19 protein-coding genes are annotated in these 22697 nt (G+C 61.0%); 5 read left to right on the top strand and 14 right to left on the bottom strand.

The features are described from left to right. The first annotated feature begins 49 nt into the window (after positions 1 to 49). Together C1T17_RS11435 and C1T17_RS11440 are read left to right on the top strand one after the other, a co-directional pair. Positions 50 to 940: a metallophosphoesterase family protein gene (locus C1T17_RS11435; RefSeq protein WP_104953555.1), complete on the top strand. Its 891-nt coding sequence runs from the start codon at positions 50 to 52 to the stop codon at positions 938 to 940. Positions 941 to 1028: 88 nt separating this feature from the next. Continuing rightward, positions 1029 to 1388 carry a Rap1a/Tai family immunity protein gene (locus C1T17_RS11440; protein WP_223262559.1) on the top strand — a complete coding sequence of 120 codons (360 nt, stop codon included), beginning with the start codon at positions 1029 to 1031 and terminating at the stop codon, positions 1386 to 1388. Between the two features lie 14 nt (positions 1389 to 1402). Here C1T17_RS11440 and C1T17_RS11445 read toward each other — a convergent pair whose 3' ends face one another. The 3 genes from C1T17_RS11445 to C1T17_RS11455 all read right to left on the bottom strand — a co-directional run bounded on the left by C1T17_RS11445 (position 1403) and on the right by C1T17_RS11455 (position 5508). Next, positions 1403 to 2671 carry a metal-dependent hydrolase family protein gene (locus C1T17_RS11445; RefSeq protein WP_104953556.1) on the bottom strand — a complete coding sequence of 423 codons (1269 nt, stop codon included), beginning with the start codon at positions 2669 to 2671 and terminating at the stop codon, positions 1403 to 1405. 38 nt (positions 2672 to 2709) lie between these two features. Next, entirely contained in the window at positions 2710 to 4107 is a 1398-nt protein-coding gene (gene lpdA, locus C1T17_RS11450) for a dihydrolipoyl dehydrogenase (protein WP_104953557.1), read from the bottom strand. 96 nt (positions 4108 to 4203) lie between these two features. Continuing rightward, positions 4204 to 5508: a pyruvate dehydrogenase complex dihydrolipoamide acetyltransferase gene (locus C1T17_RS11455; protein WP_104955171.1), complete on the bottom strand. Its 1305-nt coding sequence runs from the start codon at positions 5506 to 5508 to the stop codon at positions 4204 to 4206. 161 nt (positions 5509 to 5669) lie between these two features. Here C1T17_RS11455 and C1T17_RS11460 point away from each other — a divergent pair, with 161 nt between their 5' ends. Further along, complete coding sequence (locus tag C1T17_RS11460) at positions 5670 to 6125, top strand: universal stress protein (protein WP_104953558.1); 456 nt, start codon at positions 5670 to 5672, stop codon at positions 6123 to 6125. Positions 6126 to 6127: 2 nt separating this feature from the next. Here C1T17_RS11460 and rnr read toward each other — a convergent pair whose 3' ends face one another. The 3 genes from rnr to phaR form a co-directional block, all read right to left on the bottom strand. Beyond that, positions 6128 to 8449 carry a ribonuclease R gene (gene rnr / locus C1T17_RS11465; RefSeq protein ID WP_104953559.1) on the bottom strand — a complete coding sequence of 774 codons (2322 nt, stop codon included), beginning with the start codon at positions 8447 to 8449 and terminating at the stop codon, positions 6128 to 6130. Positions 8450 to 8506: 57 nt separating this feature from the next. Then, positions 8507 to 10033, bottom strand: a complete 1527-nt coding sequence (proS, locus tag C1T17_RS11470; protein WP_104953560.1) for a proline--tRNA ligase — start codon at positions 10031 to 10033, stop codon at positions 8507 to 8509. 136 nt (positions 10034 to 10169) lie between these two features. Next, positions 10170 to 10751 (bottom strand): polyhydroxyalkanoate synthesis repressor PhaR, encoded by a 582-nt coding sequence (phaR, locus tag C1T17_RS11475; RefSeq protein WP_104953561.1) that lies wholly within the window; start codon positions 10749 to 10751, stop codon positions 10170 to 10172. Here phaR and C1T17_RS11480 point away from each other — a divergent pair. Continuing rightward, complete coding sequence (locus tag C1T17_RS11480) at positions 10750 to 11853, top strand: alpha/beta fold hydrolase (RefSeq protein WP_145958994.1); 1104 nt, start codon at positions 10750 to 10752, stop codon at positions 11851 to 11853. The genes phaR and C1T17_RS11480 overlap by 2 nt on opposite strands. Positions 11854 to 11887: 34 nt before the next feature. Next, a complete protein-coding gene (locus tag C1T17_RS11485) occupies positions 11888 to 13060 on the top strand; it encodes an acetyl-CoA C-acetyltransferase (protein WP_104953562.1) in 1173 nt (390 codons plus the stop codon). Between the two features lie 46 nt (positions 13061 to 13106). Here C1T17_RS11485 and alr read toward each other — a convergent pair whose 3' ends face one another. The 8 genes from alr to C1T17_RS11525 all read right to left on the bottom strand — a co-directional run bounded on the left by alr (position 13107) and on the right by C1T17_RS11525 (position 22615). After that, positions 13107 to 14162 carry an alanine racemase gene (gene alr, locus C1T17_RS11490; protein WP_223262560.1) on the bottom strand — a complete coding sequence of 352 codons (1056 nt, stop codon included), beginning with the start codon at positions 14160 to 14162 and terminating at the stop codon, positions 13107 to 13109. 15 nt (positions 14163 to 14177) lie between these two features. Beyond that, positions 14178 to 15779, bottom strand: a complete 1602-nt coding sequence (locus tag C1T17_RS11495) for an MFS transporter (protein ID WP_104953563.1) — start codon at positions 15777 to 15779, stop codon at positions 14178 to 14180. A gap of 70 nt (positions 15780 to 15849) precedes the next feature. Next, positions 15850 to 16221 carry a tRNA-binding protein gene (locus C1T17_RS11500; protein ID WP_104953564.1) on the bottom strand — a complete coding sequence of 124 codons (372 nt, stop codon included), beginning with the start codon at positions 16219 to 16221 and terminating at the stop codon, positions 15850 to 15852. Positions 16222 to 16284: 63 nt separating this feature from the next. Next, complete coding sequence (locus C1T17_RS11505; protein WP_104953565.1) at positions 16285 to 18282, bottom strand: acetyl/propionyl/methylcrotonyl-CoA carboxylase subunit alpha; 1998 nt, start codon at positions 18280 to 18282, stop codon at positions 16285 to 16287. A gap of 61 nt (positions 18283 to 18343) precedes the next feature. After that, positions 18344 to 18709 (bottom strand): lysozyme inhibitor LprI family protein, encoded by a 366-nt coding sequence (locus C1T17_RS11510; protein ID WP_104953566.1) that lies wholly within the window; start codon positions 18707 to 18709, stop codon positions 18344 to 18346. Next, positions 18700 to 19707 (bottom strand): biotin synthase BioB, encoded by a 1008-nt coding sequence (bioB, locus tag C1T17_RS11515; protein WP_223262561.1) that lies wholly within the window; start codon positions 19705 to 19707, stop codon positions 18700 to 18702. Before bioB ends, C1T17_RS11510 begins: the two co-directional genes overlap by 10 nt. Further along, positions 19704 to 21839 (bottom strand): methylmalonyl-CoA mutase, encoded by a 2136-nt coding sequence (gene scpA / locus C1T17_RS11520; RefSeq protein WP_104953568.1) that lies wholly within the window; start codon positions 21837 to 21839, stop codon positions 19704 to 19706. The genes bioB and scpA overlap by 4 nt, the downstream gene beginning before the upstream one ends. After that, positions 21839 to 22615, bottom strand: coding sequence for an enoyl-CoA hydratase-related protein (locus C1T17_RS11525; protein ID WP_104953569.1), 777 nt, complete (start codon positions 22613 to 22615; stop codon positions 21839 to 21841). Before C1T17_RS11525 ends, scpA begins: the two co-directional genes overlap by 1 nt. Positions 22616 to 22697: the final 82 nt, after the last annotated feature.

Consider the following 22697-nt stretch of genomic DNA (forward strand, 5'->3'; position numbering starts at 1 on the left):
TCGCCAGACGATCCGCGCAACTAGATCAGACTTCAGAAGTTGCATAGACATGGCCAGAATAGCGCATCTCTCCGACATCCACTTCGGCGCGAACGACCCCAAGATCGTCGCAGCAACCGAGGCATGGCTCATCCAGCAACAGCCCGATCTCATCATCATCAGCGGCGATTTTACGCAGCGCGCCCGCGTGAACCAGTTTCGTGAGGCATCGGCTTACATCAACAGGCTGCGCGCCTCTGGGTTTAAGGTTCTTGCCATCCCCGGCAACCATGACGTTCCGCTTTACGATGTAGTTCGCCGCTTCGCCGCACCCTTGGACCGATATAAACGCTACATCAGCAATGATTTGTGTCCGTGGTTTGAGAATGATGAAGTCGCCGTCCTCGGGATCAACACGGCGCGGTCGCTTACGATCAAGGACGGGCGCATCAATCGCGAACAGCTACGGCTGATCCACGATCGCTTCGCGTCCGTGGACCAGCGCAAAACGCGGATATTGGTGACACATCACCCACTGTTCGCCATGCCGATCGGCGATGGCGGCGAGCTTAGCGAAGCAGTGGGCAGGCATGACGACGCGGTAAAGGCTGTTTGTGAAGCCAAGGTGCACGTCGCTCTCGCCGGTCATTTCCACCGCACCTACGCAGAGTCTGCCCGAAAGATGGTGGAAAAGGCCGGTGCATCACTCATCATCCAGGCCGGGACCGCCACGTCCACGCGCCTGCGCAACGAAGAACCGCAAAGCTTCAACTGGCTTCATGTCCGCCACAATAATGAGATCGAACTACAGGTGGTCGTGTGGAACGGGGCTGCATTCCAGCGCGGTAATCATGTGCAATATGATTTCGACGGGAAGGATTGGACATCGAAGAAACTTGCTGACGGCCAGCAGCCGACACCCACGTCCGCAAGCGCTGCCGCTGTTGCCGCCGTGCGATAATCGCCCTCTAAATTCCGATACTTGAATAACACTGTATTAGTGATTTATAACGGTAGGCGTTTGTCCATTGATGATCCATAGGGGCGCTATGCGAAAGATCATCTTTTCCCTGCCTATCCTTGTCGCGACCGCATCGCTAAGTGCGTATCCCGCCCACGCGCAGACATTCATGTTCGAAACAGGCACAACGCTTCTCGACAAGTGCCAGAACAAAGCGCCGGAATATGCGCTGGCCTGCACCGCTTACATCGTGGGCGTCGTCGACGGGATCAAGAAAGACATTTTTCTCGGACGCGCGCCGGACAATTGCTGGCCCAAGCAATTGGCGGCGACCCAGGTGCGTGATATCGTCGTCAAATATCTCCGCACCTATGCCGATCAACGCTCCGCCCCTGCATCATTGACGATCAGCGTGGCCCTCAACGATTCCTTTCCCTGCCAAAAATAGGCAGCGGTTGCATATCATTCGACCAGCACGCCGCCCTTGATGACCGCCGCCGGCTTTTCGAGCAGCCTTACGTCGGAAAGCGGGTCACCTGACACAGCAACCATATCCGCAAGGCGACCTACCGCAATCGCGCCCACGTCCTTCTCGCGATCCAATGCCTTCGCCGCGCTGACCGTCGCCGCCTGAATCGCCTGTAGCGGAGTCATCCCCCACTCGACCATTTTCGCGAACTGCTTGGCATTGTCGCCGTGGGGGTACACGCCCGCGTCCGTGCCGAATATCATCGGAACGCCCGCCTTTACCGCCTTGGCGAACGTCTCGCGCTGTAACCGCCCGATCATCTTTTCCTTGTCCAGGCTCTCCTGCTCCGTGCCATTCGCCGTACCTGTCGCAAGGATGTAGTCGTCATTGTAGATATCCATGTCGAACCACGTCTTGCGTTGTGCGGCCAGCTTGATGGTGTCGTCGCTGGCAAGGCTGCAATGTTCGATCGTGTCGATACCCGCCAGAATAGCGGTCCGGATACCGGCATCGCCATGCGCATGAGCAGCAACCTTGATGCCCAGCATGTGAGCCTCGTCCGCAATCGCCTTCATTTCCTCAAGAGAAAGCTGCTGCGCACCCACCGAATCGCCCAGCGAGAACACGCCGCCCGTCGCGCAGATCTTGATGACTTCCGCGCCGTATTTATGAAGCCAGCGCACCTTCGTCTGCGCCTCCTCCGGGCTGTTGACGATGGCCGGAGTAGTCCGGTCCATTGAGGGTGGAAGTCCGCCATGGTCGCAATGCCCGCCGGTCGCTCCTATGGCATAGCCCGCAGTTACGATACGCGGCCCGGCGATATAGCCGCCATCGATCGCTTCCCGAAGGCCGACGTCCTGAAAACCATCTGAGCCGACATTGCGCACGGTCGTGAAGCCAGCCCGCAATGTCTTTTGCGCATTGGCGACGCCCACTGCGCTCCAGAAACTGTCGGTAAAGGTGAGGCTGCGATAGCCGCCGACTTCCGCCAGCGATGTCAGATGGACGTGCATGTCGATCAGGCCCGGCACCAGCGTCTTGCCGCTCATGTCGATATGCTTCACGTCGCTGCCCCAGCGTACCGTCCGCGCATCGGCTATACTGGTGATGCGCCCATCTGTCACGAATACGGCCGGGTAATCGATCGTCTTGCCACCAACGACATCGACCATGTGATCCGCAGTCACGACCACCGTCTCCGCCTGCGCAGACATAGACGACGCAGCCAGCGACAATATGGCCGCCAGAGCAAATTTCAGCATTCCAGTTCCTTGATAGGTATAGGCGTTCGGCGCGCCAATCAGATGTGCAACGCGCGTCCGTAAGCGCCGAGCACGCTCTCATGCATAGTTTCGGAGATGGTCGGATGCGGGAAGACGGTCTCCATCAATTCCGCTTCGGTCGTCTCCAGCGTCTTGCCGATCACATAGCCCTGGATCATTTCCGTGACTTCCGCGCCCACCATATGCGCGCCAAGCAACTCCCCGGTCGCCTCATCGAACACTGTCTTCACGAACCCGTCGGTCTCGCCAAGCGCGATAGCTTTGCCGTTGCCGATGAAGGGGAACTTGCCGACCTTGACCTTGTACCCGGCTTCCTTCGCCTTGGCTTCCGTCAGGCCCACCGAAGCGACCTGCGGATGGCAATAGGTGCAACCGGGGATGTTCGCCTTGTCCATCGCGTGCGGATGCCCTCCCGCGGCATGTTCGACAGCAATGATCGCCTCGTGACTCGCCTTATGTGCCAGCCACGGTGCGCCCGTAACGTCGCCTATTGCATAGATGCCCGGCACATTGGTGCGGCAGAACTCGTCCGCCTCGATATGGCCGCGCTGATCCTTCGCAATCTTCAACTCTTCAAGGCCAATGCCTTCATTGTTCGGCACGATGCCGACCGCGACAATGACATGGCTGAACTCCTCGGTCGTGACCTTGCCATCCTTGTCCTTGATCTCTGCGCTGATGCCCTTGCCGGTATCGGTGATCTTCTGCACGCCGGTCGACACGCGAAGGTCCATGCCGAGCTTGCCCAGCGCCTTCATCATGAAGTCGCTGATATCGGCGTCTTCCACAGGCAGGATGCGGTCGAGCATTTCCACGACCGTCACCTTGGCACCCATGTCGTTGTAGAAGCTGGCGAACTCGATCCCAATAGCGCCCGATCCGATGACCAGCAATTTTGTCGGCATCTCTGTGGGCACCATGGCGTGACGATATGTCCAGATGCGCTTCCCATCGGCCTTCGCGAACGGCAGGTCGCGAGCGCGTGCACCGGTCGCGATGATGATGTTTATCGCGCTGAGATCCGTCGCCTTGCCGTCTTTGGTCACAGACAGCGTGTTCTTGCCCGTCAGCTTGCCGTCGCCGAAGTAGACCGTGATCTTGTTCTTCTTCATCAGGCCGGTGACGCCCTGATTAAGCTGCTTGGCGACGCCGCGCGAACGCGCCACGACCTTTTCCAGATCGAATGCAGGCTTCTGCACCGACAGGCCATATTTGTCGGCATGTTGCATATAATGGTAGATTTCCGACGTGCGCAGCAATGCCTTGGTCGGGATGCATCCCCAATTGAGGCAGATGCCGCCCAGGCTTTCGCGCTCCACGATCGCGGTCTTCAAGCCCAACTGGCTCGCGCGGATCGCAGCCACATAGCCGCCGGGGCCGGAACCCAGAACGATAAGATCAAATTGGTCAGCCATTACCTAAATCCTCGGGGTGTCATCCGGAGTTGAAACAACAGGCCGCAAGTGTCGCCTAGCGCAATCGTCAGGAACCGTTTGCAACCGGCTTGATCGTCAAGCGAGCATCGCCAGCGGATTCTCGATCAGATCCTTGAACGCAGCCATCAGCTTCGCGCCGTCCGCGCCGTCGATAGCCCGGTGATCGAAGCTTCCGGTCGCGTTCATCACTGTCGCGATCCCGAGCGCATCATCGACGATATAGGGCCGCTTCTCGCCAGCGCCGATCGCCATTATCATAGCCTGCGGCGGATTGATGACAGCTTCGAATTGCTTGATGCCGAACATTCCCATGTTGGAAATGGACGCCGTTCCGCCCTGATACTCCTCGGGCTTCAGCTTCCCGTCCTTTGCGCGGGACGCCAGATCCTTCATCTCGGCGGAGATCGTCGCGACGCCCTTCGATCCGGCATCGGTGATGATCGGGGTAATGAGGCCTGACGGGATCGACACGGCCACCGAAATGTCGGCACGCTGGAACTTGAGCAACGTATCCCCGGCGAACTGCACATTACATGCGGGAACCTGCAACAGGCTTGCGGCGAGCGCCTTGATGAGCAGGTCATTCACCGACAGCTTCACGCCTCTGCCGCCCAGGCCCGCGTTCAATTCGCCACGCAGCTTCAGCAGCTTATCGAGACGAATGTCCACCGTAAGGTAGATGTGCGGAATCGTCTGCTTGGATTCGGTCAGGCGTCGCGCGATCGTCTTGCGCATGTTGCTGAGCTTGACCGCTTCGTGCGGAATGCCGAAGTCCTGCGCCGCGACTGGCGCGTGTGCGGCTGCGGGGGCCGGCGTGGCAGCGGCGGGTGCAGCCGCGACCGTAGGTGCTTCCGCCGCTCTGGCAGGCTTTGCGCCGTCAAGATCGGCCTTCACAATGCGGCCGTTCGGGCCACTGCCTTGCACAGTCGTCAGATCAACCCCGCTTGCTTCCGCGAGGCGGCGGGCAAGGGGACTGGCCTTCACGCGATCACCCATGGACGCGGCTTTGGCGGGAACCGGATCAGCCTTTGGCGCTTGCGCGGGCGTGGGTGCGGCTTCGGCCTTGGGCGTAGAATCGGCTTTCGGAGCCTCAGCTTTTGGCGCTTCTGCCTTGGGGGCAGGCGCGGCGTCCTCTTCCCCTTCCACTTTCAGCGTCGCAATGACGGTGCCGACCTTTACGCCATCCGTTCCTTCGGGCACTTCAATGCTGGCAATGACGCCCTCATCGACGGCCTCGAACTCCATCGTCGCCTTGTCGGTCTCTATCTCCGCCAGCAAATCGCCGGATTTGACTGTGTCGCCTTCTTTCACCAGCCATTTTGCCAGCGAGCCTTCTTCCATCGTGGGAGACAATGCCGGCATCTGGATATTGATTGCCATGAGGGAGCAGCCCTTCTCGCTATTTGATTCCATGGGGAGGAAGCCCGTTACTTGACGCTTTGGCCGCGACGGTCAAGAGGGCCGTACACCTGATCCGGCAAAGCCTTGCGCCAAGGCAGCTTATAGATCAGATTCACACCTCATTACAGGAACGGCCTCACATGCGCACATATCTGGTGGTGGTTGACGAAACACCCGAAGCCGAAGTCGCACTTCGCTTCGCCGCGCGTCGTGCCGCCAAGACTGGCGGGGCCGTACAGATACTTGCGCTCGTGCCCCCTACCGAGTTTGTGCAATGGGGCGGCGTTCAGGCGACGATCGAGGAGGAAGCACGCCTGAGAGCGGAAGCGCTGGTCATGGGTGCGGCCGGTACGCTGATGCAGGAGTCCGGCATCCGCCCCACGATTACCGTGAAGCAGGGCGATCCGGTGACGCTGGTCCGCAAAACATTGGACGAGAACGACGGCATCGCGGCCCTTGTGCTGGGCGCTGCGGCAACGGGCGCGCCGGGGCCGCTCGTCGCGCATTTCGCCGCCACAGAGGCAGGCAATCTGCCCTGTCCGATCATGGTCATCCCCGGCTCGCTCGACCGCGACGCCATCGACCGGCTGAGTTGAGCTTACTTCCGGTTCTTCCCGCGCGGATTATTGCTATGCCGGATGTTGGCGGGCCTGCCGCGACGCTGCAATCCGCCTGAAGGCCGACCCGGACCTCTGTTGGGACCACGGAACGGCAAGTGACTGGCGCCCTCGGGAAGTTCAAAGCGCAACGATCCATTGATCGGGTCGGCTTCCACCAACCGCAGCGGTAGACGCTGCCCCTGCGTATAGCGCTCGCCGCTGGACATGCCGACGAGAGTGCGGCTGGCTTCATCAAGCATGAAGCGTTCCGCGCCCAGCGTCGATACCGGCACAAGTCCATCGCCGCCCAGCCCTTCCACGGTCGCGAAGAAGCCGAAGCTCTGCACGCCCGTGATCCGTGCCTCCAGCACTTCTCCGACTCGTAACGCAAGAAACGCCGCAACGTAGCGATCCACTGTCTCGCGCTCCGCCTCCATGGCGCGACGCTCATGCTGGCTGATAAGTTCGCCGACCCGACCCATGTTGCTCATGTCTTCGCCCGAGAGCGAAGTCTTGTCCGGCAGGCTCTTGTCCTTGGGCGCAGGCAGTTCGAGGCCATAGGCGCCCACAAGCGCACGATGCACCAACAGGTCGGCATAGCGACGGATCGGCGAGGTGAAATGCGCATAGCTGCCAAGCGAAAGCCCGAAGTGCCCCGCATTTTCCGGACCGTAATACGCCTGGGTTTGTGTTCGCAGGATCTGTTCCATGATCTGCGGGCGCACGTCGCTCTCACCGATCTTCGCGATCAGCCGATTGAACGTTGACGGCCGGATAACCTGCCCCAGAGCAAATTCCACATCGAACGTCTTGAGGTAATCCTTCAGCGCGATCAGCTTTTCACGGCTCGGCGGCTCATGGACGCGGTACATGACCGGAGCTTTCTTGGCCTCCAGCGCCTTCGCCGCCGCGACGTTCGCGGCAATCATGAAGTCCTCGATCAGCCGGTGCGCGTCCAGCCTCTCACGGATCGCAACGCTGACGATCTTGCCCGCCTCGTCCAGCACCACGCGCCGCTCCGGCAAGTCCAGGTCCAGCGGCTCGCGCTTGTCCCGTGCTTTCGCCAGCAAGGCCCAGCACGCCCATAACGGCTTCAGTGCGGTTTCAAGGAATGGGTTCTCCGCTTCGCCATCGACTGCCGCCTGCGCCTGCTCATAGGGGATGTTCGCCGCTACCCGGATCACCGCACGCGTGAAGCGCCACGACGTTACCTTGCCATGCTTGTCGATGACGAGATGGCAAGCCATCGCAGCGCGATCATGCTCAGCGCGGAGCGAACACATATCGGACGAGAGTTGATGCGGCAGCATGGGCACAACGCGGTCGGGGAAATACACGCTGTTGCCGCGCTTGCGCGCCTCACGATCAAGCTTTCCGCCGGGCCGCACATAATAAGACACGTCCGCGATCGCGACGATCGCCCGGAAGCCGCCCGCATTGGCTTCGTCCTCGTCCGGGGCGGCCCACACGGCATCGTCGAAGTCACGAGCGTCCACGGGATCGATGGCGACGATAGGCAGATGCCGCAGATCCTCGCGCTTCGCTTCGTGCAGCGGCAGGTCGGCAACCGCCAGCGCTTCGTCCTCAACACTGTCAGGGAAAGTGAACGGTATCCCGAACTTGTGAATTGCGATCAGGCTGAAGCTTTTCGCGGCAAACGGATCACCCAGAACATCGGTGATTCGAGCCGTCATCTTGGGCGCACGCCCACCGGCTTCGGCAAGCACGAGGTCGCCAGGCTTCGCATTGCCTAGATCGACGATGCGCGTCACATTACGATTACGCTTATCCACTGGGCGTAGCAGCAGCGCGCCGCCCTCTCCCTGCTGCTCGACGACGCCCAGCAGCAGTTCCTCGCCCTTGGCGAGCTTCTTCATCGGATGCGCGACCCAGCCGGCACCCGCTTCTTCGGTCCGCGCCAATATGCGGTCGCCCACCGTCAGCGCGCTCCGCTTGCCTCGCTCCATGATGCGTAAGCGCGGCGGCGGTACGCCTTCGGCTTCCCACCGCTCGGGCACCGCCAGCAAAGTGCTACCGTCCACATCCACGATCCGCAGCACCGTGACCTTGGGCACGCCACCCATTTTGTGAAAGGCGCGCGCGGGACCGATGTCGATCAGCCCTTCGTCCGCCATGTCCTTCAACAGCGACTTGAGCGCGATCTTCTCCTGCCCCTTCAGGCCAAAGGCGCGCGCGATCTCCCGCTTGCCCGCAGGCGCGTCGGATTCCTCGATGAACTGCATGATCTGCGTCCGCGTCGGGAATCCGGCAGGCTTGACGCGGGATGCTTTGGTGCGGGGCGGCTTAAGGGGCGAACTCATAAAGCGAGACATAGGGGCTGGCGCGTAGACTGGCCAGCCCAAGTCCCGACAACCCAGTTAATAAGAGCGACCCACCAGCACGCGCTCGACCGCCGCATCGCCCGTGAAGATGCAAACGCCGTCAGCCGCCGCGGCATCCAGAGGCACGTTGCGCAGCGTCAGCTTCTCGCCCTTCAGCCACTGCACGACCTTCTCCAGCCCCACGCCCGTGGGCTTGCTCCACTGGACTTCGGCCCAGCCCGGCTTGTTGCTCTTGGCAAAGTGCGCCTTCAGCCCTTCGATGTCGTTGATGCTGCGATCGATGTTGCTGCGCAGACGTTCGGTCGCCTGCATGTGCAACGTGGTTTGGACGTCGGCAAGCATATCCGCAGCCGCTGCGACGAAATCGTCCTTCGCAACAATCGCGCTGTCGAGCTTGCCGTCATCCTTGTAGAGCCGATCGCGGCGCAGCACGGACACATTGCCGCCCGCCACATCGCGTCCGCCCACTTCGACGATGATCGGTGCGCCCTTCTTCACCCAGCTCCAGCGCTTGTTCGCCGCCTTCGCGGGACGGCGATCCAGCAACACGCGGACTGGTTCCCGGAATGCGTCCAATTTCTGCAATGCGCCGAGCAGTTCAGTGCAATAGGCGACGATAGCGTCATCCTCCGGCGCGTCGCGCAGCATAGGCACAATGACGATCTGATGCGGTGCGATGCGCGGTGGCACGCGCAGACCATCGTCGTCACCATGCACCATGATGACCCCGCCGATCATCCGCGTCGACACGCCCCAGCTCGTCGTCTGCGCCAGTTCCTGCACGCCTTCGCTGTTCTGGAAACGGATATTCTGCGCGGAAGAGAATGTGGTGCCCAGGAAATGCGAGGTGCCGGCCTGCAATGCCTTTCCGTCCTGCATCATCGCTTCGATCGAGTAGGTCGCGACGGCACCGGGAAAGCGCTCATTCTCCGGTTTTTCACCTGCAATCACCGGCAGCGCCAGGCAGTCCTCCGCAAAGCTGCGATACACCTCCAGCATCTTCAGCGTTTCCTCGCGCGCTTCCGCTTCGGTGGCATGGGCAGTATGGCCTTCTTGCCAAAGAAACTCACTGGTCCGCAGGAACATCCGCGTCCGCATTTCCCAGCGGACGACATTAGCCCACTGGTTGATGAGCACCGGCAAGTCGCGCCAGCTTTGCACCCAGCGCGAAAAGGCTGCGCCGATGACGGTTTCCGACGTCGGCCGAACGACCAGCGGCTCTTCGAGCTTCGCATCAGGATCGGGCACCAATCGCCCGTCCTTCTGGATCAGCCGGTGATGCGTGACGACCGCCATTTCCTTGGCGAAGCCGTCGACATGTTCGGCTTCCTTCTCGAAATAGGAGAGCGGAATGAACAGCGGGAAATAGCAATTCTCATGCCCGGTCCGCTTGATCTCCGCGTCCAGCAGCGCCTGTATCCGTTCCCATATGCCATAGCCCCACGGCCGGATGACCATGCAGCCACGGACGCCTGACTCCTCGGCCAGATCGGCCTCGCTGATGACGGCCTGATACCAGGCGGCAAAGTCCTGATCGCGAGTAACGGAAAGAGCGTGTTTCACTTGAGAGCGCCTGATTTGGAAAGAGGTTGGGGCGCAATAGAGCAGGCCCGCGGGAAAAGTCGAGCGGCCAGCGTAGCGCCACATCAAAAGGGCCGCACATCGCGGCCCTTTTGATGTATTCGGCATGTTGCGTAAGTTACGGAGCCAGCTTCTCGATCTTGGCGTTCAGCGAAGCCAGTTGCGCCTTCAACTGCGCAATTTCGTCATCCTTCTCAGCGGAAGCTTCTGACGCAGGCGCAGATGCGGGTGCTTCGAAGCCCGGTATGCCCTTCGCCTTGAATGCCGTCGTCGCCGCTTCGAACATTTCCATGTTGCGCTTGGCGATTTCCGCGAGCGGCCCACCGGCAAACGCACCCTGCATCGCCTCCTGGAACTGCTGCTGGTTCTTGCGAAACGCTTCCATCGACTGCTCAAGATACTGCGGGACCATCGACTGCATCGAGTCTCCGTACATCGAGATCAACTGCCGCAGGAAATTGACCGGCAGCATGTTCTTGCCGCGCTGTTCCTCATCCATGATGATCTGCGTGAGCACATTATGCGTGATGTCTTCGTTGCTTTTTGCATCCAGCACAACGAACTCGCGCCCCTCGCGCGTCATTTGCGAAAGCAGATCCAGGGTGATGTAGCTGGATGTTTCCGTGTTGTAGAGACGACGATTGGCGTACTTCTTGATTATGACCGTTCCCGACTCACCAGCAGCTTTTGATTTCGCCATGAACAGCCCTCCGCCTATACCTGATGCTGCAATAGCACCAAATGTTGCCGCACCGCAACATGGCCCTCGTCCTTTGCCTCTGTTTCTGGAGATTTTGGTGGCGCAAACGCAACACGATCCGTTGCTGCGCGCGCGTGCACTTGCAGGATTGACGCGGTATCAGGACGCCACTCGTCCTACCAGGCCGAAAGCCGCGAAGGTTCATGCTGTATCAGGTGTGGCGCGCCTGTTGTATTATGGGTCAGGTGAGTCAGGCGGCCCACCCATCGTGGTGATTCCCTCTCTCATCAATCCGCCCGACGTCCTCGACCTGTCCGAACGGATATCGCTGATGCGCTGGCTAGCCACGCAGGGGCACGATGTGTTCCTAGTGGACTGGGGACATCCCGACGCCGCCGACCGCAGCATGAACCTGAGCGGTCACATCATCACGCGCCTCGTTCCTCTTCTCCAAACTCTTGAAGAGAAGGTGCCGCCCGTTCTTGTAGGCTATTGCCTGGGTGGAACGCTGGCCGCGGGAGCGGCGGCGTGCTTTCCGGTCTCGGCGCTTGTCACTATTGCCACCCCTTGGGACTTTGACGGCTTTTCCGACAAGGTGCGGCAGGAGATCGCGCACCTGTGGCGTGACGCAAAACCTTTCTGCCAGAAAGCGGGCTATGTACCGATGGAAGTGCTGCAATCGGGGTTCTGGGCGCTGGACCCTGCACGGACGATTGCGAAATATGCTGACTTCGGCGAGATGCAGGAAGGCAGCGATGCCATGACAGCTTTCATGGCGCTTGAGGACTGGGCCAATGCAGGGCCGCCCTTGACCTACGCCGCTTCGGAAGAACTGTTCGAAGAGCTGTATCAAGCCAATGTTACTGGCCTCGCCCAGTGGAAGGTGGGCGAGGATGCAGTGAGGCCGGAACAACTCACCGTGCCGTCTCTCTCCATCCGCTCCTCGACTGACCGCATCGTACCGGCCACCTCCGCTCCCGCTCTTGCCGAAAGCTGGACGCTGGATATGGGCCATGTCGGCATGATCGTCGGTAGCCGCGCCCGCCAGCAACTCTGGGAACCGCTGTCCCAATGGCTGTTCAAGCATGGCGCCGAGTGCTAATGGCGGCCATCTCTTTATAGACAGGTGGAAACCCATGACCGACATCGTCATCACCGCTGCGAAGCGCACTGCCGTTGGCAGCTTCCTCGGAGCATTCGCCAGCACCCCTGCTCATGAACTCGGTCGTATCGCCATTGAAGCGGCGATCGCGCAGGCGGGCATCGACGCCAATGAAGTGGACGAGGTGATCCTCGGGCAGGTACTGACGGCGGCACAAGGGCAGAATCCCGCCAGGCAAGCCGCCGTGGCGGCTGGCATCCCGGTGGAACGCACCGCAATTGGCATCAACCAGATCTGCGGCTCGGGCCTGCGCGCCGTCGCGCTCGCTGCGCAGGCGATCCAGACCGGCGACGCCCGCATCATGATAGCAGGCGGGCAGGAAAGCATGTCCATGGCTCCACATGCGCAAATGCTGCGCGGCGGTACGAAGATGGGTGCGGTCAGTCTGGTCGATACGATGGTGCAGGACGGGCTGACCGACGCGTTCAACAGTTACCACATGGGGATGACGGCCGAAAATCTCGCGGAGAAGTATCAGATCACGCGGGAAGATCAGGATCGCTTCGCCGCCGCGAGCCAGAACAAGGCTGAGGCAGCACGCAGCGCGGGGCGTTTTGCGGATGAGATCGCGCCGGTGACGATCAAGGGCCGCAAGGGCGACACCGTCGTCGATCAGGACGAATATATCCGCGCTGGCGCCACCTTTGAAGCGATGCAGACGCTGCGTCCGGCATTCAAGAAGGATGGTTCGGTGACGGCTGGCAATGCGAGCGGCCTCAATGATGGCGCAGCGGCTCTGGTGCTTATGTCGGCCGAAGAAGCGGAACGGCGTGGATCGACTGTGCTTGGCCGCATCGCCTCCTGGGCTACCTGTGGGGTGGACCCGTCGATCATGGGCATCGGCCCCGCCCCTGCCAGCCGCCGGGCGTTGGAGAAAGCTGGCTGGAAGCTTGCCGACTTAGACCTCATCGAAGCCAATGAGGCTTTCGCCGCGCAAGCCCTTTCAGTGGGTAAGGAACTCGGCTGGGACGCAGAGAAAGTGAATGTCAACGGCGGCGCGATCGCCATCGGTCATCCTCTTGGCGCTTCGGGCGCACGCGTGCTCACGACTCTTCTTTACGAGTTGGAACGTCGCGACGGGAAGAAGGGCCTTGCAACGCTATGCATCGGCGGCGGCATGGGTATCGCCATGTGCATCGAACGTTAACGAACGAATAGCGCCGGGCAGGGTGCGTATTGCGCCCTGCCCGTTCTTAGATCCAGCGCCGTTCGAACCGCTGCCCAAGACCCGTAAGCAGTTCATATTGCGACAGCCCGGCCACGGAGGCGGCTATGGGCAGGTCATAAGCGATGTCGAGCCAGTCGCCTTCGTTCAGCCCCGGCGCGGATGTTATATCCACAATCAGCAAGTCCATGGACACACGGCCTACCACCGGAAGCGCCTGACGGTTGGCGAGAACCGTGCCGGTGCCGGAAAAGCCACGCAGATACCCATCCGCATAGCCGATGTTGAGAATTGCTACGGTCAAATCCTTTGGCGCAGTGAAGGTGGCGTTATATCCAACAGTGTCACCGCTCAGGACGCGACGGACCTGCAAAATCTCGGCCTGGGGTGTCACCACCTGCCTCAGCATCCCCGCCGCTTCCTGCCTCGGCACGCCGCCGTAAAGCGCCAGGCCAGGACGAGTCAGGCCGAAGTGGTAATCGGCACCAAGCATGATGCCCGCGCTGTTGGCCAAGCTATACCGTTGCGCTGGAATGCGTTGCGCTATCTCGTCAAACCGCTGCTGCTGTACAACGGAAAGCGCATGGCTGTCGTCAGCACAGGCAAGATGGCTCATTAGCGTGACGATCTTCAGACCGCGTACCGCCTCGGCAATATCGGATCGCCAATCCAGCCCCAGCCTGTTCATGCCGGTATCCACCATTACGTCGCAGGGTCCCCCACCTGCACCGCGCCACCGGGCAATTTGCTGCTCAGTGGAAAGCACCGGGCGCGCCTGCCCCTGAAGCGCCACCTTCAGGTCATCCTCCCGCACGCCATGCAGCACGGACAAGGCGAGGCCATCGACCAAGGGAGCCAACGCCTCCGCCTCTGCCCAGGTCGCCACGAAGAAATCCCGGCACCCCGCTTCCGCAAGATGCGTCATGACGGCAGGCGCGCCCAGCCCGTAGCCATTCGCCTTGATCGCGGCGCCGCATATCGCACTGCCGCTCATCTGCGCTAACCAGCGCCAGTTATGCTGCAACGCGGCCCGGCTAAGCTGAAGTCGAAGCGGTGCGGAGGGAGCAGACACGGTGGACATCATCCGCCGATAGCCCGCTCACCCCTTCGCGTCGAGCCTTGCGCCCCGCGTTTCGGGCAAACCCCATAAAGTCACGGCCAGCGACATCGCGACCACGACCATCGTATACCACAGCCCGGAATAAGGATCGCCTGTCCGCGCCACGATATACTGGCTCACTAGTGGCAGGAACCCACCGAAATATCCTGTTCCGATATGATAGGGAATCGACATGGAACTATACCGGATGCGCGCCGGAAACAGTTCTGAAAGGAGCGCAGCCACCGGACCGTAAGTCGCTCCCGACAGAGCGCCCAAAATCAGGATACCCAACAGGATCAACAACGACTGGGCCAACGAAGGTTTCACCTTTGCCAGATCGTACCCCGATTGCGCCAGTGTCCTGTCCAGTGCCTCCGGCCGTGTATCGGCCTGCACCGTGCCCGCCACTGACACCTGCGTGATATCGGACTCCGTCTTGGTGTAGTGCACACCTTTCTTGGAAAAATAATCCAGAAGCCGTGAGCATTCCGTCGCCTGCGATTTGGCGAAGGGGTCGAACCGGCAGTCCGGTCCCCTGACCACTACGGGCGCGCGACGCGCTGCTTCGGCCAGCCCCGGATTGGCAGCGCTTCCGATAAGATGAAACACCGGGAAAAGGAGCAAAAGGGTCGCGGCGTAACCAATGACGATGGGCTTCTTGCGCCCGATCTTGTCAGACAGATGTCCGAAATACAGGAACCAGAACAAGCCACTGGCGGCACCAATGCCGACCAGTATCTGCGCTGTGACCGGTTCCACGCGCAACGCGTTCTGCAAGAAGTATAACACCTGGAACATCGCGGTGTACCAGATGACGGTCAGGCCAGCCGCGATACCGAAAAGCGCGACGATCAGCCGCTTCTTGTTACCGGGATAGGTGAATGTCTCCTTCAGCGGGTTGCGCGCGCATTCCCCGGCCTGCTTCATTGCCTTGAAGACGGGGCTTTCCTTCAACTTCAGCCGGATCCACAAGGATATTGCCAGCAACAACAGCGAGAAAAGGAACGGAACACGCCATCCCCACGCGTCCCACGCCTGTGGCCCGACGATCCACTGCGTCCCCAGCACTACGGTGATGGATAAAATGAATCCGCCTACCACGCTCGCCTGTATGAAGCTGGTGTAGAACCCCCGCCGTTCCACCGGCGCATGTTCGGCGACGTAGATGGCCGCGCCACCATATTCGCCGCCTAACGCAAGGCCCTGAAATATTCGGAGGATTATAAGCGTCACTGGCGCGGCGGCTCCGATCGAGGCCGCGGATGGCACCAAACCCACGCCCGCCGTCGCCAGGCCCATCAGCGTAATCGTCGCGAGGAAGGTGTATTTGCGGCCCAGCCTGTCGCCGAAATAGCCGAACAGGACTGCGCCCAATGGCCTGAAACCGAACCCTACCGCAAAACCGGCCAGCGAATAAAGAAGCTCGACAGACGCATTGTCCGTGGGGAAAAATGTGCGGCCTATGATCGCCGCCAGCGTGCCGTAGATGAAGAAGTCGTACCATTCGAACACGGTGCCGAGCGACGATGCCGCGATGACCAGCCGATCGCGCCTAACGTCCATCACATAATCCGCCGTTCCCGGCGCTGCACTGTCCATCCCCACCCCTTCCGATTTTCCCTCCTATTGCCGCGTTTGCCGGGATGCCGCAACTATCACGAAGTCGGTCTCAGAATAGCCTTGCCCCATTCGGCACAGCTTTGTCCGGCGCAAACAGCGTGACTGCGCCGTTCTCGTCGGGAAAGCCGAGTGTCAGCACCTGCGACATGAACTTTCCGATCTGGCGTGGCGGAAAGTTGACGACGGCCGCAACCTGCCGCCCCACAAGCGGCTCGATCTCGTAATTCTCGGTGATCTGCGCACTGCTCTTGCGCTCCCCGATCCCCGGTCCGAAGTCGATCAGCAACTTGTAGGCTGGTTTGCGGGCTTCCGGGAAAGGCTCAGCCGACATGATCGTGCCTACCCTGATATCCACGGCCAGAAAGGCGTCGAAGTCGATCTCGGCGGCTGGCGTAGCCGCCGGGTCGTGGTTCAGATGCATATTAATTCCAACCTCGTCCATTTGTCGGCAGCAACCGATTACACGAACGAAGCGGAATAATCCTCACTCCATCTCAAGAATGATCGCGTCGACCGCCAGGCTGTCTCCAGCCTTGGCGGAAAGCGATTTCACGACGCCGCTCTTCTGCGCACGAAGGATGTTCTCCATTTTCATGGCTTCTATGACCGCAAGCGGCTGACCCGCTTCCACCTTATCGCCCTCACCAACGTTCAGCGAGACCAGCAGGCCCGGCATCGGACAGATCAGGTAACGCGAAAGATCCGGCGGGATTTTCTCGATCATATGCTGCGCCAGCGGCGCGACATGGGCGGGCAGCACGCGCACGACATGGGCGGCTCCATGCACGGTTAGTCGGAATCCTCCCCGCACCGGCGCTATCCGCACCGCCAAAGCCTCGCCGTCGAAATCCGCCTCGATGATCCGGTCGCCGGGCGTATATTCCAGGCTCACGTCCAGCAGTTCGCCATCGACCGTCACTTCGTCCATCGCGATGGTCACGTCGTGCACGACGCCTGCGTCCCCCTTGCCGACCTTGACCTGCCACCCCGTCGGCGGCTTCAGGCGACGTCCCAATTGTCCATCGATACGCCGCGCGCGATCCGCCTGCGCCATCGCCGCAAAGCCCCCGATCGCTGCCAGCTTACGCAGCAACTCGCGCGAAGCGGGGGCGCCATGGAAGCCTTCGGGATATTCCTCCGCGATGAACCCGGTGGTGATGTTGCCCGATCTGAAACGCTCATGCTGCATGATGGCGGACAGGAAATCGATATTGTGCCCCGGCCCATCGATCTCGAATCGGTCCAGTGCGTCGATCTGCTTGTCGATTGCCTCCAGCCGCGTCGGTGCATAGGTGATGAGCTTGGCGATCATCGGATCGTAGAACATGCTGACTTCACCGCCCTCGGTCACGCCGTCGTCCACGCGCACGCCTTCCGCCACTTCCGGCGGATTATAGCGCACCAGACGCCCGGTCGAAGGCAGGAACCCGCGATAGGGATCTTCGGCATAGACTCGGTTCTCGACCGACCAGCCGCTGATCTTCACATCATCCTGCGTGAAGGACAGCTTCTCGCCGTTTGCAACGCGGATCATCTGCTCGACCAAATCGAGGCCGGTGATCTGCTCTGTCACCGGGTGCTCGACCTGAAGCCGGGTATTCATTTCGAGGAAGTAGAACCCCTCTCCCGTCGTATCCGCGCCGCTGACGATCAATTCCACCGTGCCTGCGCTATAATAGCCCACAGTCCGTGCGAGTGCGACGGCCTGCTCGCCCATTGCCTTGCGCATCTTGGGCGTGACGAAGGGCGAAGGCGCTTCCTCGACAACTTTCTGGTGGCGGCGCTGGATCGAACATTCGCGCTCGTTCAAGTAGACTATGTTGCCATGCTGATCGCCCAGCACCTGAATTTCGATATGACGCGGGCTCTCGATGAACTTCTCGATGAACACGCGATCATCGCCAAAGCTCGCCAGCCCCTCGCGCTTGGTCGCCTCGAAGCCTTCGCGCACATCCTGCTCGCTATAGGCAAGCCGCATACCCTTGCCGCCGCCACCTGCCGATGCCTTCATCATCACCGGATAGCCGATGTCGTTGGAAATCCGCACCGCATGATCGGAATCGTCGATCTCGCCCACATAGCCCGGCACTACGTTGACGCCTGCTTCCTTGGCCAGCTTCTTGGACTCGATCTTGTCGCCCATCGCGGCAATCGCGCCCGGAGGCGGGCCGATGAATGCGATCCCTGCGTCCTTCAGCGCCTCGGCAAAGCTTGTCCGCTCCGAGAGGAAACCATAGCCCGGATGTACCGCATCCGCGCCCGTATCCTTGCACGCCTGAATGATCTTGTCGGCGATCAGGTAAGACTGGGCGGCAGGCGAAGGCCCGATATGCACCGCCTCGTCCGCCATCAGCACATGCGGCGCTCGCGCATCGGCATCGGAGTAGACCGCGACTGTGGCAATGCCCATCTTGCGTGCGGTACGGATCACCCGGCACGCGATTTCGCCACGGTTCGCGATGAGGATTTTGGTTATTGCCATCAGGGTCTCTCGTTTTTGCTATTAGCTTGTCATCGATATGGCCGGGCGCTCAAGACACCGATTATTTTCGCCAGATCAGCGACTTAAGTTCGCCAGTTCGTGCATCGGTCAGCCGTTTTTTACACTGTGCTGCTGCCAGCGGCTGCATGGAGCCGCCTGCAAACTCGCCCGACGACAGCACACATTGTGTATCGCGATATTTAAGCCAGGCCCTTTGGCTGGCCAACAATGACGCGGCATACCCAAAGCCGCCGCCGCGCGATTTATTCTGTGCATCGCGACCTTTCATATACGCATAGGTCGCTTTCCATTGCCGCGTCATAGCCGCATCCGACGTCGCATAAGCCTGACCCGCGCACTGTGTCATTTGAGCCTGCGTCTGCGGGTCGGCGCACCCTGCCGCCGCCAAAAGCAGCATCAGCAACATAGGCTTTCCTCTCTGACGGATTGCGGAGCCACCTGCATCGCATTCACGCCCAGCTTCGCAAACAGCGCCGCGTCGGCATTGTCCCCCGCGTTCGGCGTCGTTAGCAGCCGGTCGCCGGTAAAGATGCTGTTCGCCCCAGCCATGAAGCACAACGCCTGACACGCCTCGCTCATGCTCTCCCGGCCCGCCGACAGTCGCACCATGCTCTGCGGCATCACAATGCGTGCAACGGCGACGGTGCGAACGAATTCGATCTCGTCGATCTTGGCGAGCGGCGTATCGGCCAGCATGTCGCCCAGCGCCGTGCCCTTCACGGGCACCAGCGCGTTGATTGGCACGCTTTCCGGGTGCGGCATCGTGGCAAGAACATGGAGGAACCCGATCCGATCCTCCCGCGTCTCGCCCATGCCCACGATCCCACCACAGCACACGTTGATCCCGGCGGCGCGCACATTCTCCAGCGTCTCGATCCGGTCTTCGAAGCTGCGCGTCGTGATAACGTTCGCGTAGTTCTCCGGCGATGTATCGATGTTGTGATTGTAATAATCCAGCCCGGCCTCAGCGAGTTGCTGCGATTGCTCCGCAGTCAGCATTCCCAGCGTCATGCAGGTTTCCAGACCCATGGCCCGCACACCCTTCACCATCTCCACAATGGCTGGCATGTCACGAGCCTTGGGGCTGCGCCAGGCGGCGCCCATGCAAAAACGCCCGGAACCAGCGTCCTTCGCCTGCGCCGCCGATTGCAGAACGGCGCGGACGTCCATCAGCTTTTCGGCCTTCAGACCAGTCTCAGCATGGACGGACTGATTGCAGTATCCGCAATCCTCGACACAGCCGCCCGTCTTGATCGACAGCAGCGTCGAAAGCTGCACTTCATTGCGCGGGTGACACGCGCGATGCACGGTTTGCGCCTCAAACATCAGGTCGGAAAAAGGCAAGTCGAACAGCGCCGCGATCTCTTCACGGGTCCAGTCGGTACGGGCAGTGGCAGCGGTCACGCAGCATCCTCCAGCGGGGGCATGTTGTGGCCGAGGAGGCGCAGCACGTCGGCCGCGCATTCCACGACGTTGGAGCCGGGTCCATAAATGCCCTGCACGCCTGCGTCACGTAGATAGTCGTAGTCCTGCGGCGGGATCACGCCCCCCGCGATCACCTTGATATCGTTGCGCCCCTTCTCCCGAAGCAGCTTGATGAGCTCGGGGATAAGCGTCTTGTGCCCTGCCGCCAGAGATGACGCGCCCACCACATCGACTTCGCTCTCCAGCGCCAACACCACCGTTTCTTCCGGCGTCTGGAACAGCGGACCGGACACAATATCGAAGCCCATGTCGCCAAAGGCAGAGGCGATCACATTCGCGCCGCGATCATGCCCGTCCTGTCCCATTTTCGCGACCATCAGCTTGGGCTTGCGGCCCAACCGGTGCTCGACTGCGGCCACGCCATCCAGCACCTGTTTCCAGCGATTGTCATCCTTGTAAGGTGCGCCATAGACGCCTTTGACTGGCGTGGGCTGCGTGCCATAGCGGCCGAACACATCTTCCATCGCCAGGCTGATTTCGCCCAGCGTAGCACGCGCCCTTGCGGCCTCGACGGCCAGCGCCAGCAGGTTCTCGCTACCCTTCGCGCCCTCACGCAGGGCATCCAGCGCCGCCTTACAAGCAGCCTCGTCACGAGAAGCCTTGACCGAGTTGATCCGCGCTATCTGTCCTTCGCGGACCTTGGCATTATCGACTTCCAGTGTTTCCAGCGCATCTTCGGTCGCAAGGCGGTACTTATTCACGCCAACGATCACGTCCTCGGCCCGATCGACCCGCGCCTGACGCGCCGCCGCGGCTTCCTCGATCATCGCCTTGGGCCAGCCCGCCGCAACCGCCTTCGCCATGCCGCCATCGGCATCGACGCGCTCGATGATTTCCCACGCCTTGTCGACCAGTTCTTGCGTCAGGCTTTCGATATAATAGCTTCCCCCCAGCGGGTCGACGACATTGCACATGCCGGTCTCTTCCTGGATCACGATCTGCGTATTGCGCGCGATCCGGGCGGAGAAATCGGTCGGCAGCGCGATCGCTTCGTCCAGCGCATTGGTGTGCAGCGACTGCGTACCGCCCAGCATCGCAGCCATCGCCTCGATCGTCGTGCGCATCACGTTGTTGTAGGGGTCCTGCTCGGTCAGCGAAACGCCGCTCGTTTGGCAGTGCGTGCGCAGCATCTTGGACCGCTCGTCCTGCGCGCCCAGGTTCGTCATCACCCGATGCCACAGCACGCGCGCAGCGCGCAGCTTGGCGATCTCCATGAAGAAGTTCATGCCGATCGCGAAGAAAAAGCTCAACCGCCCGGCGAACTTGTCGATGTCCAGCCCCGACGCCACACCATATTTCACATATTCGCGCCCGTCCGCGATGGTGAAGGCCAGCTCCTGCACCTGCGTCGCCCCGGCCTCCTGCATATGATAGCCGGAGATGGAGATGCTGTTGAACTTGGGCATCTCCCGCGAGGTATAGCCGAAGATGTCGGATATGATCCGCATACTCGGCTCGGGCGGGTAGATGTATGTATTGCGGACCATGAACTCCTTGAGGATGTCGTTCTGGATGGTCCCGTCGAGCAGCTTGCGGTCGACACCCTGCTCCTCGCCCGCCACGATGAAGAAGGCGAGGATCGGGATGACCGCGCCGTTCATCGTCATCGACACGCTCATCTTGTCGAGCGGAATGCCGTCGAACAGGATCTTCATATCCTCGACGGAATCGATCGCCACGCCTGCCTTGCCAACGTCACCGACGACGCGCGGATGGTCGCTGTCATAGCCACGGTGCGTCGCCAGATCGAAGGCGACCGACAGCCCCTTCTGCCCTGCCGCCAGATTGCGCCGATAAAAGGCATTGGACTCCTCGGCGGTCGAGAAGCCCGCATATTGCCGGATCGTCCACGGCCGCCCTGCATACATGCTCGCCCGCACACCGCGCGTAAAAGGCGCAAAGCCGGGAAGGCCGGGATCGACCGTCACGTCCTCGGCCGTATACAGCGGCTTGACGTCGATCCCTTCGGGCGTGTGCCAGGTCAGATCTTTGCCCTTGACCTCTTTCGCTGCCGCGACCTGCCACTGATCCAAAGATGGCTTGTCGGTCATTACCTGCCCTCAAATTTGGCGGGACGCTTTGCGAGGAAGGCCTGCACGCCTTCCTTGAAATCCGCACTGCGCCCCGCGTCCCGCTGGTGCGCGCGTTCCAGCGCCAGCCCCTGCGAGAAACTCGATTCCTGTGCTACGGCAATCCCCTTGCGGATCAGCCCAAGCGCCACCGTGGGCATCGCCGCCAGCCGCTTCGCCAGCGCCAGCGCCTCGTCCGCTAACCCTGAGTCATCTACAGCTTTGTAGATCAGCCCCCAATCCTCGGCCTTCTCAGCACCAAGGCGTTCGCCCAGCATCATCATCTGCGTCGCCCGTGCGCGTCCCACCAGCCGAGGCAACATCCACGTAGCGCCGCCATCCGGCACCAACCCGATGTTGACGAAGGCCTGGAGGAAGTAGGACGACTTCCCCGCCACCACGAAATCACATGCCAGCGCCAGCGATGCGCCTATTCCCGCACAGGCCCCATGCACCTGCGCGACCATTGGCAGCGACGAAGCGCGAAAGCGCTCCATGCAGGGGTTATAGTCCCGCTCCAATATTTCGCCGATGTCCTCGGGCAATCCGCCCTCGGCCTGGAGGTCGGTTCCGCTGCAAAAACCTTTGCCTTCGGCCTTCAGCAGCACCGCCCGCGCCCCCTGACCCGGAAATGCCTCCAGCGCATCCACAATCTCATGAAACATCTGCGGCGTGAGCGCATTCAGCCGCTCAGGCCGGTTCAGGGAAAGAACGCCGACGCCATCGACGACGGAAGTGAGAATGGTTTCATAGGTCATGCTGCGGCCTTTGCTAACGACGTGAGACGCTCCCAAACTCCGTTCGCACCGAGCCTGTCAAAGGAATCTTCCGAGCGCAGCA

The organism is Sphingobium sp. SCG-1, assembly GCF_002953135.1.
Classification (GTDB): Bacteria; Pseudomonadota; Alphaproteobacteria; order Sphingomonadales; family Sphingomonadaceae; genus Sphingobium.

Bases quoted from the DNA above. Each gene is read 5' to 3' on its own strand.
- C1T17_RS11485 (WP_104953562.1), top strand. From the start codon at position 11,888: ATGACCGACATCGTCATCACCGCTGCGAAGCGCACTGCCGTTGGCAGC.
- C1T17_RS11510 (WP_104953566.1), bottom strand. From the start codon at position 18,709: ATGTTGCTGATGCTGCTTTTGGCGGCGGCAGGGTGCGCCGACCCGCAG.
- rnr (WP_104953559.1), bottom strand. From the start codon at position 8,449: ATGAGTTCGCCCCTTAAGCCGCCCCGCACCAAAGCATCCCGCGTCAAG.
- C1T17_RS11480 (WP_145958994.1), top strand. From the start codon at position 10,750: ATGAACAGCCCTCCGCCTATACCTGATGCTGCAATAGCACCAAATGTT.
- C1T17_RS11455 (WP_104955171.1), bottom strand. From the start codon at position 5,508: ATGGCAATCAATATCCAGATGCCGGCATTGTCTCCCACGATGGAAGAA.
- C1T17_RS11435 (WP_104953555.1), top strand. From the start codon at position 50: ATGGCCAGAATAGCGCATCTCTCCGACATCCACTTCGGCGCGAACGAC.
- C1T17_RS11460 (WP_104953558.1), top strand. From the start codon at position 5,670: ATGCGCACATATCTGGTGGTGGTTGACGAAACACCCGAAGCCGAAGTC.
- C1T17_RS11525 (WP_104953569.1), bottom strand. From the start codon at position 22,615: ATGACCTATGAAACCATTCTCACTTCCGTCGTCGATGGCGTCGGCGTT.
- C1T17_RS11495 (WP_104953563.1), bottom strand. From the start codon at position 15,779: ATGGACAGTGCAGCGCCGGGAACGGCGGATTATGTGATGGACGTTAGG.
- alr (WP_223262560.1), bottom strand. From the start codon at position 14,162: ATGATGTCCACCGTGTCTGCTCCCTCCGCACCGCTTCGACTTCAGCTT.
- C1T17_RS11500 (WP_104953564.1), bottom strand. From the start codon at position 16,221: ATGCATCTGAACCACGACCCGGCGGCTACGCCAGCCGCCGAGATCGAC.
- phaR (WP_104953561.1), bottom strand. From the start codon at position 10,751: ATGGCGAAATCAAAAGCTGCTGGTGAGTCGGGAACGGTCATAATCAAG.
- C1T17_RS11445 (WP_104953556.1), bottom strand. From the start codon at position 2,671: ATGCTGAAATTTGCTCTGGCGGCCATATTGTCGCTGGCTGCGTCGTCT.
- lpdA (WP_104953557.1), bottom strand. From the start codon at position 4,107: ATGGCTGACCAATTTGATCTTATCGTTCTGGGTTCCGGCCCCGGCGGC.
- scpA (WP_104953568.1), bottom strand. From the start codon at position 21,839: ATGACCGACAAGCCATCTTTGGATCAGTGGCAGGTCGCGGCAGCGAAA.
- C1T17_RS11440 (WP_223262559.1), top strand. From the start codon at position 1,029: ATGCGAAAGATCATCTTTTCCCTGCCTATCCTTGTCGCGACCGCATCG.
- C1T17_RS11505 (WP_104953565.1), bottom strand. From the start codon at position 18,282: ATGGCAATAACCAAAATCCTCATCGCGAACCGTGGCGAAATCGCGTGC.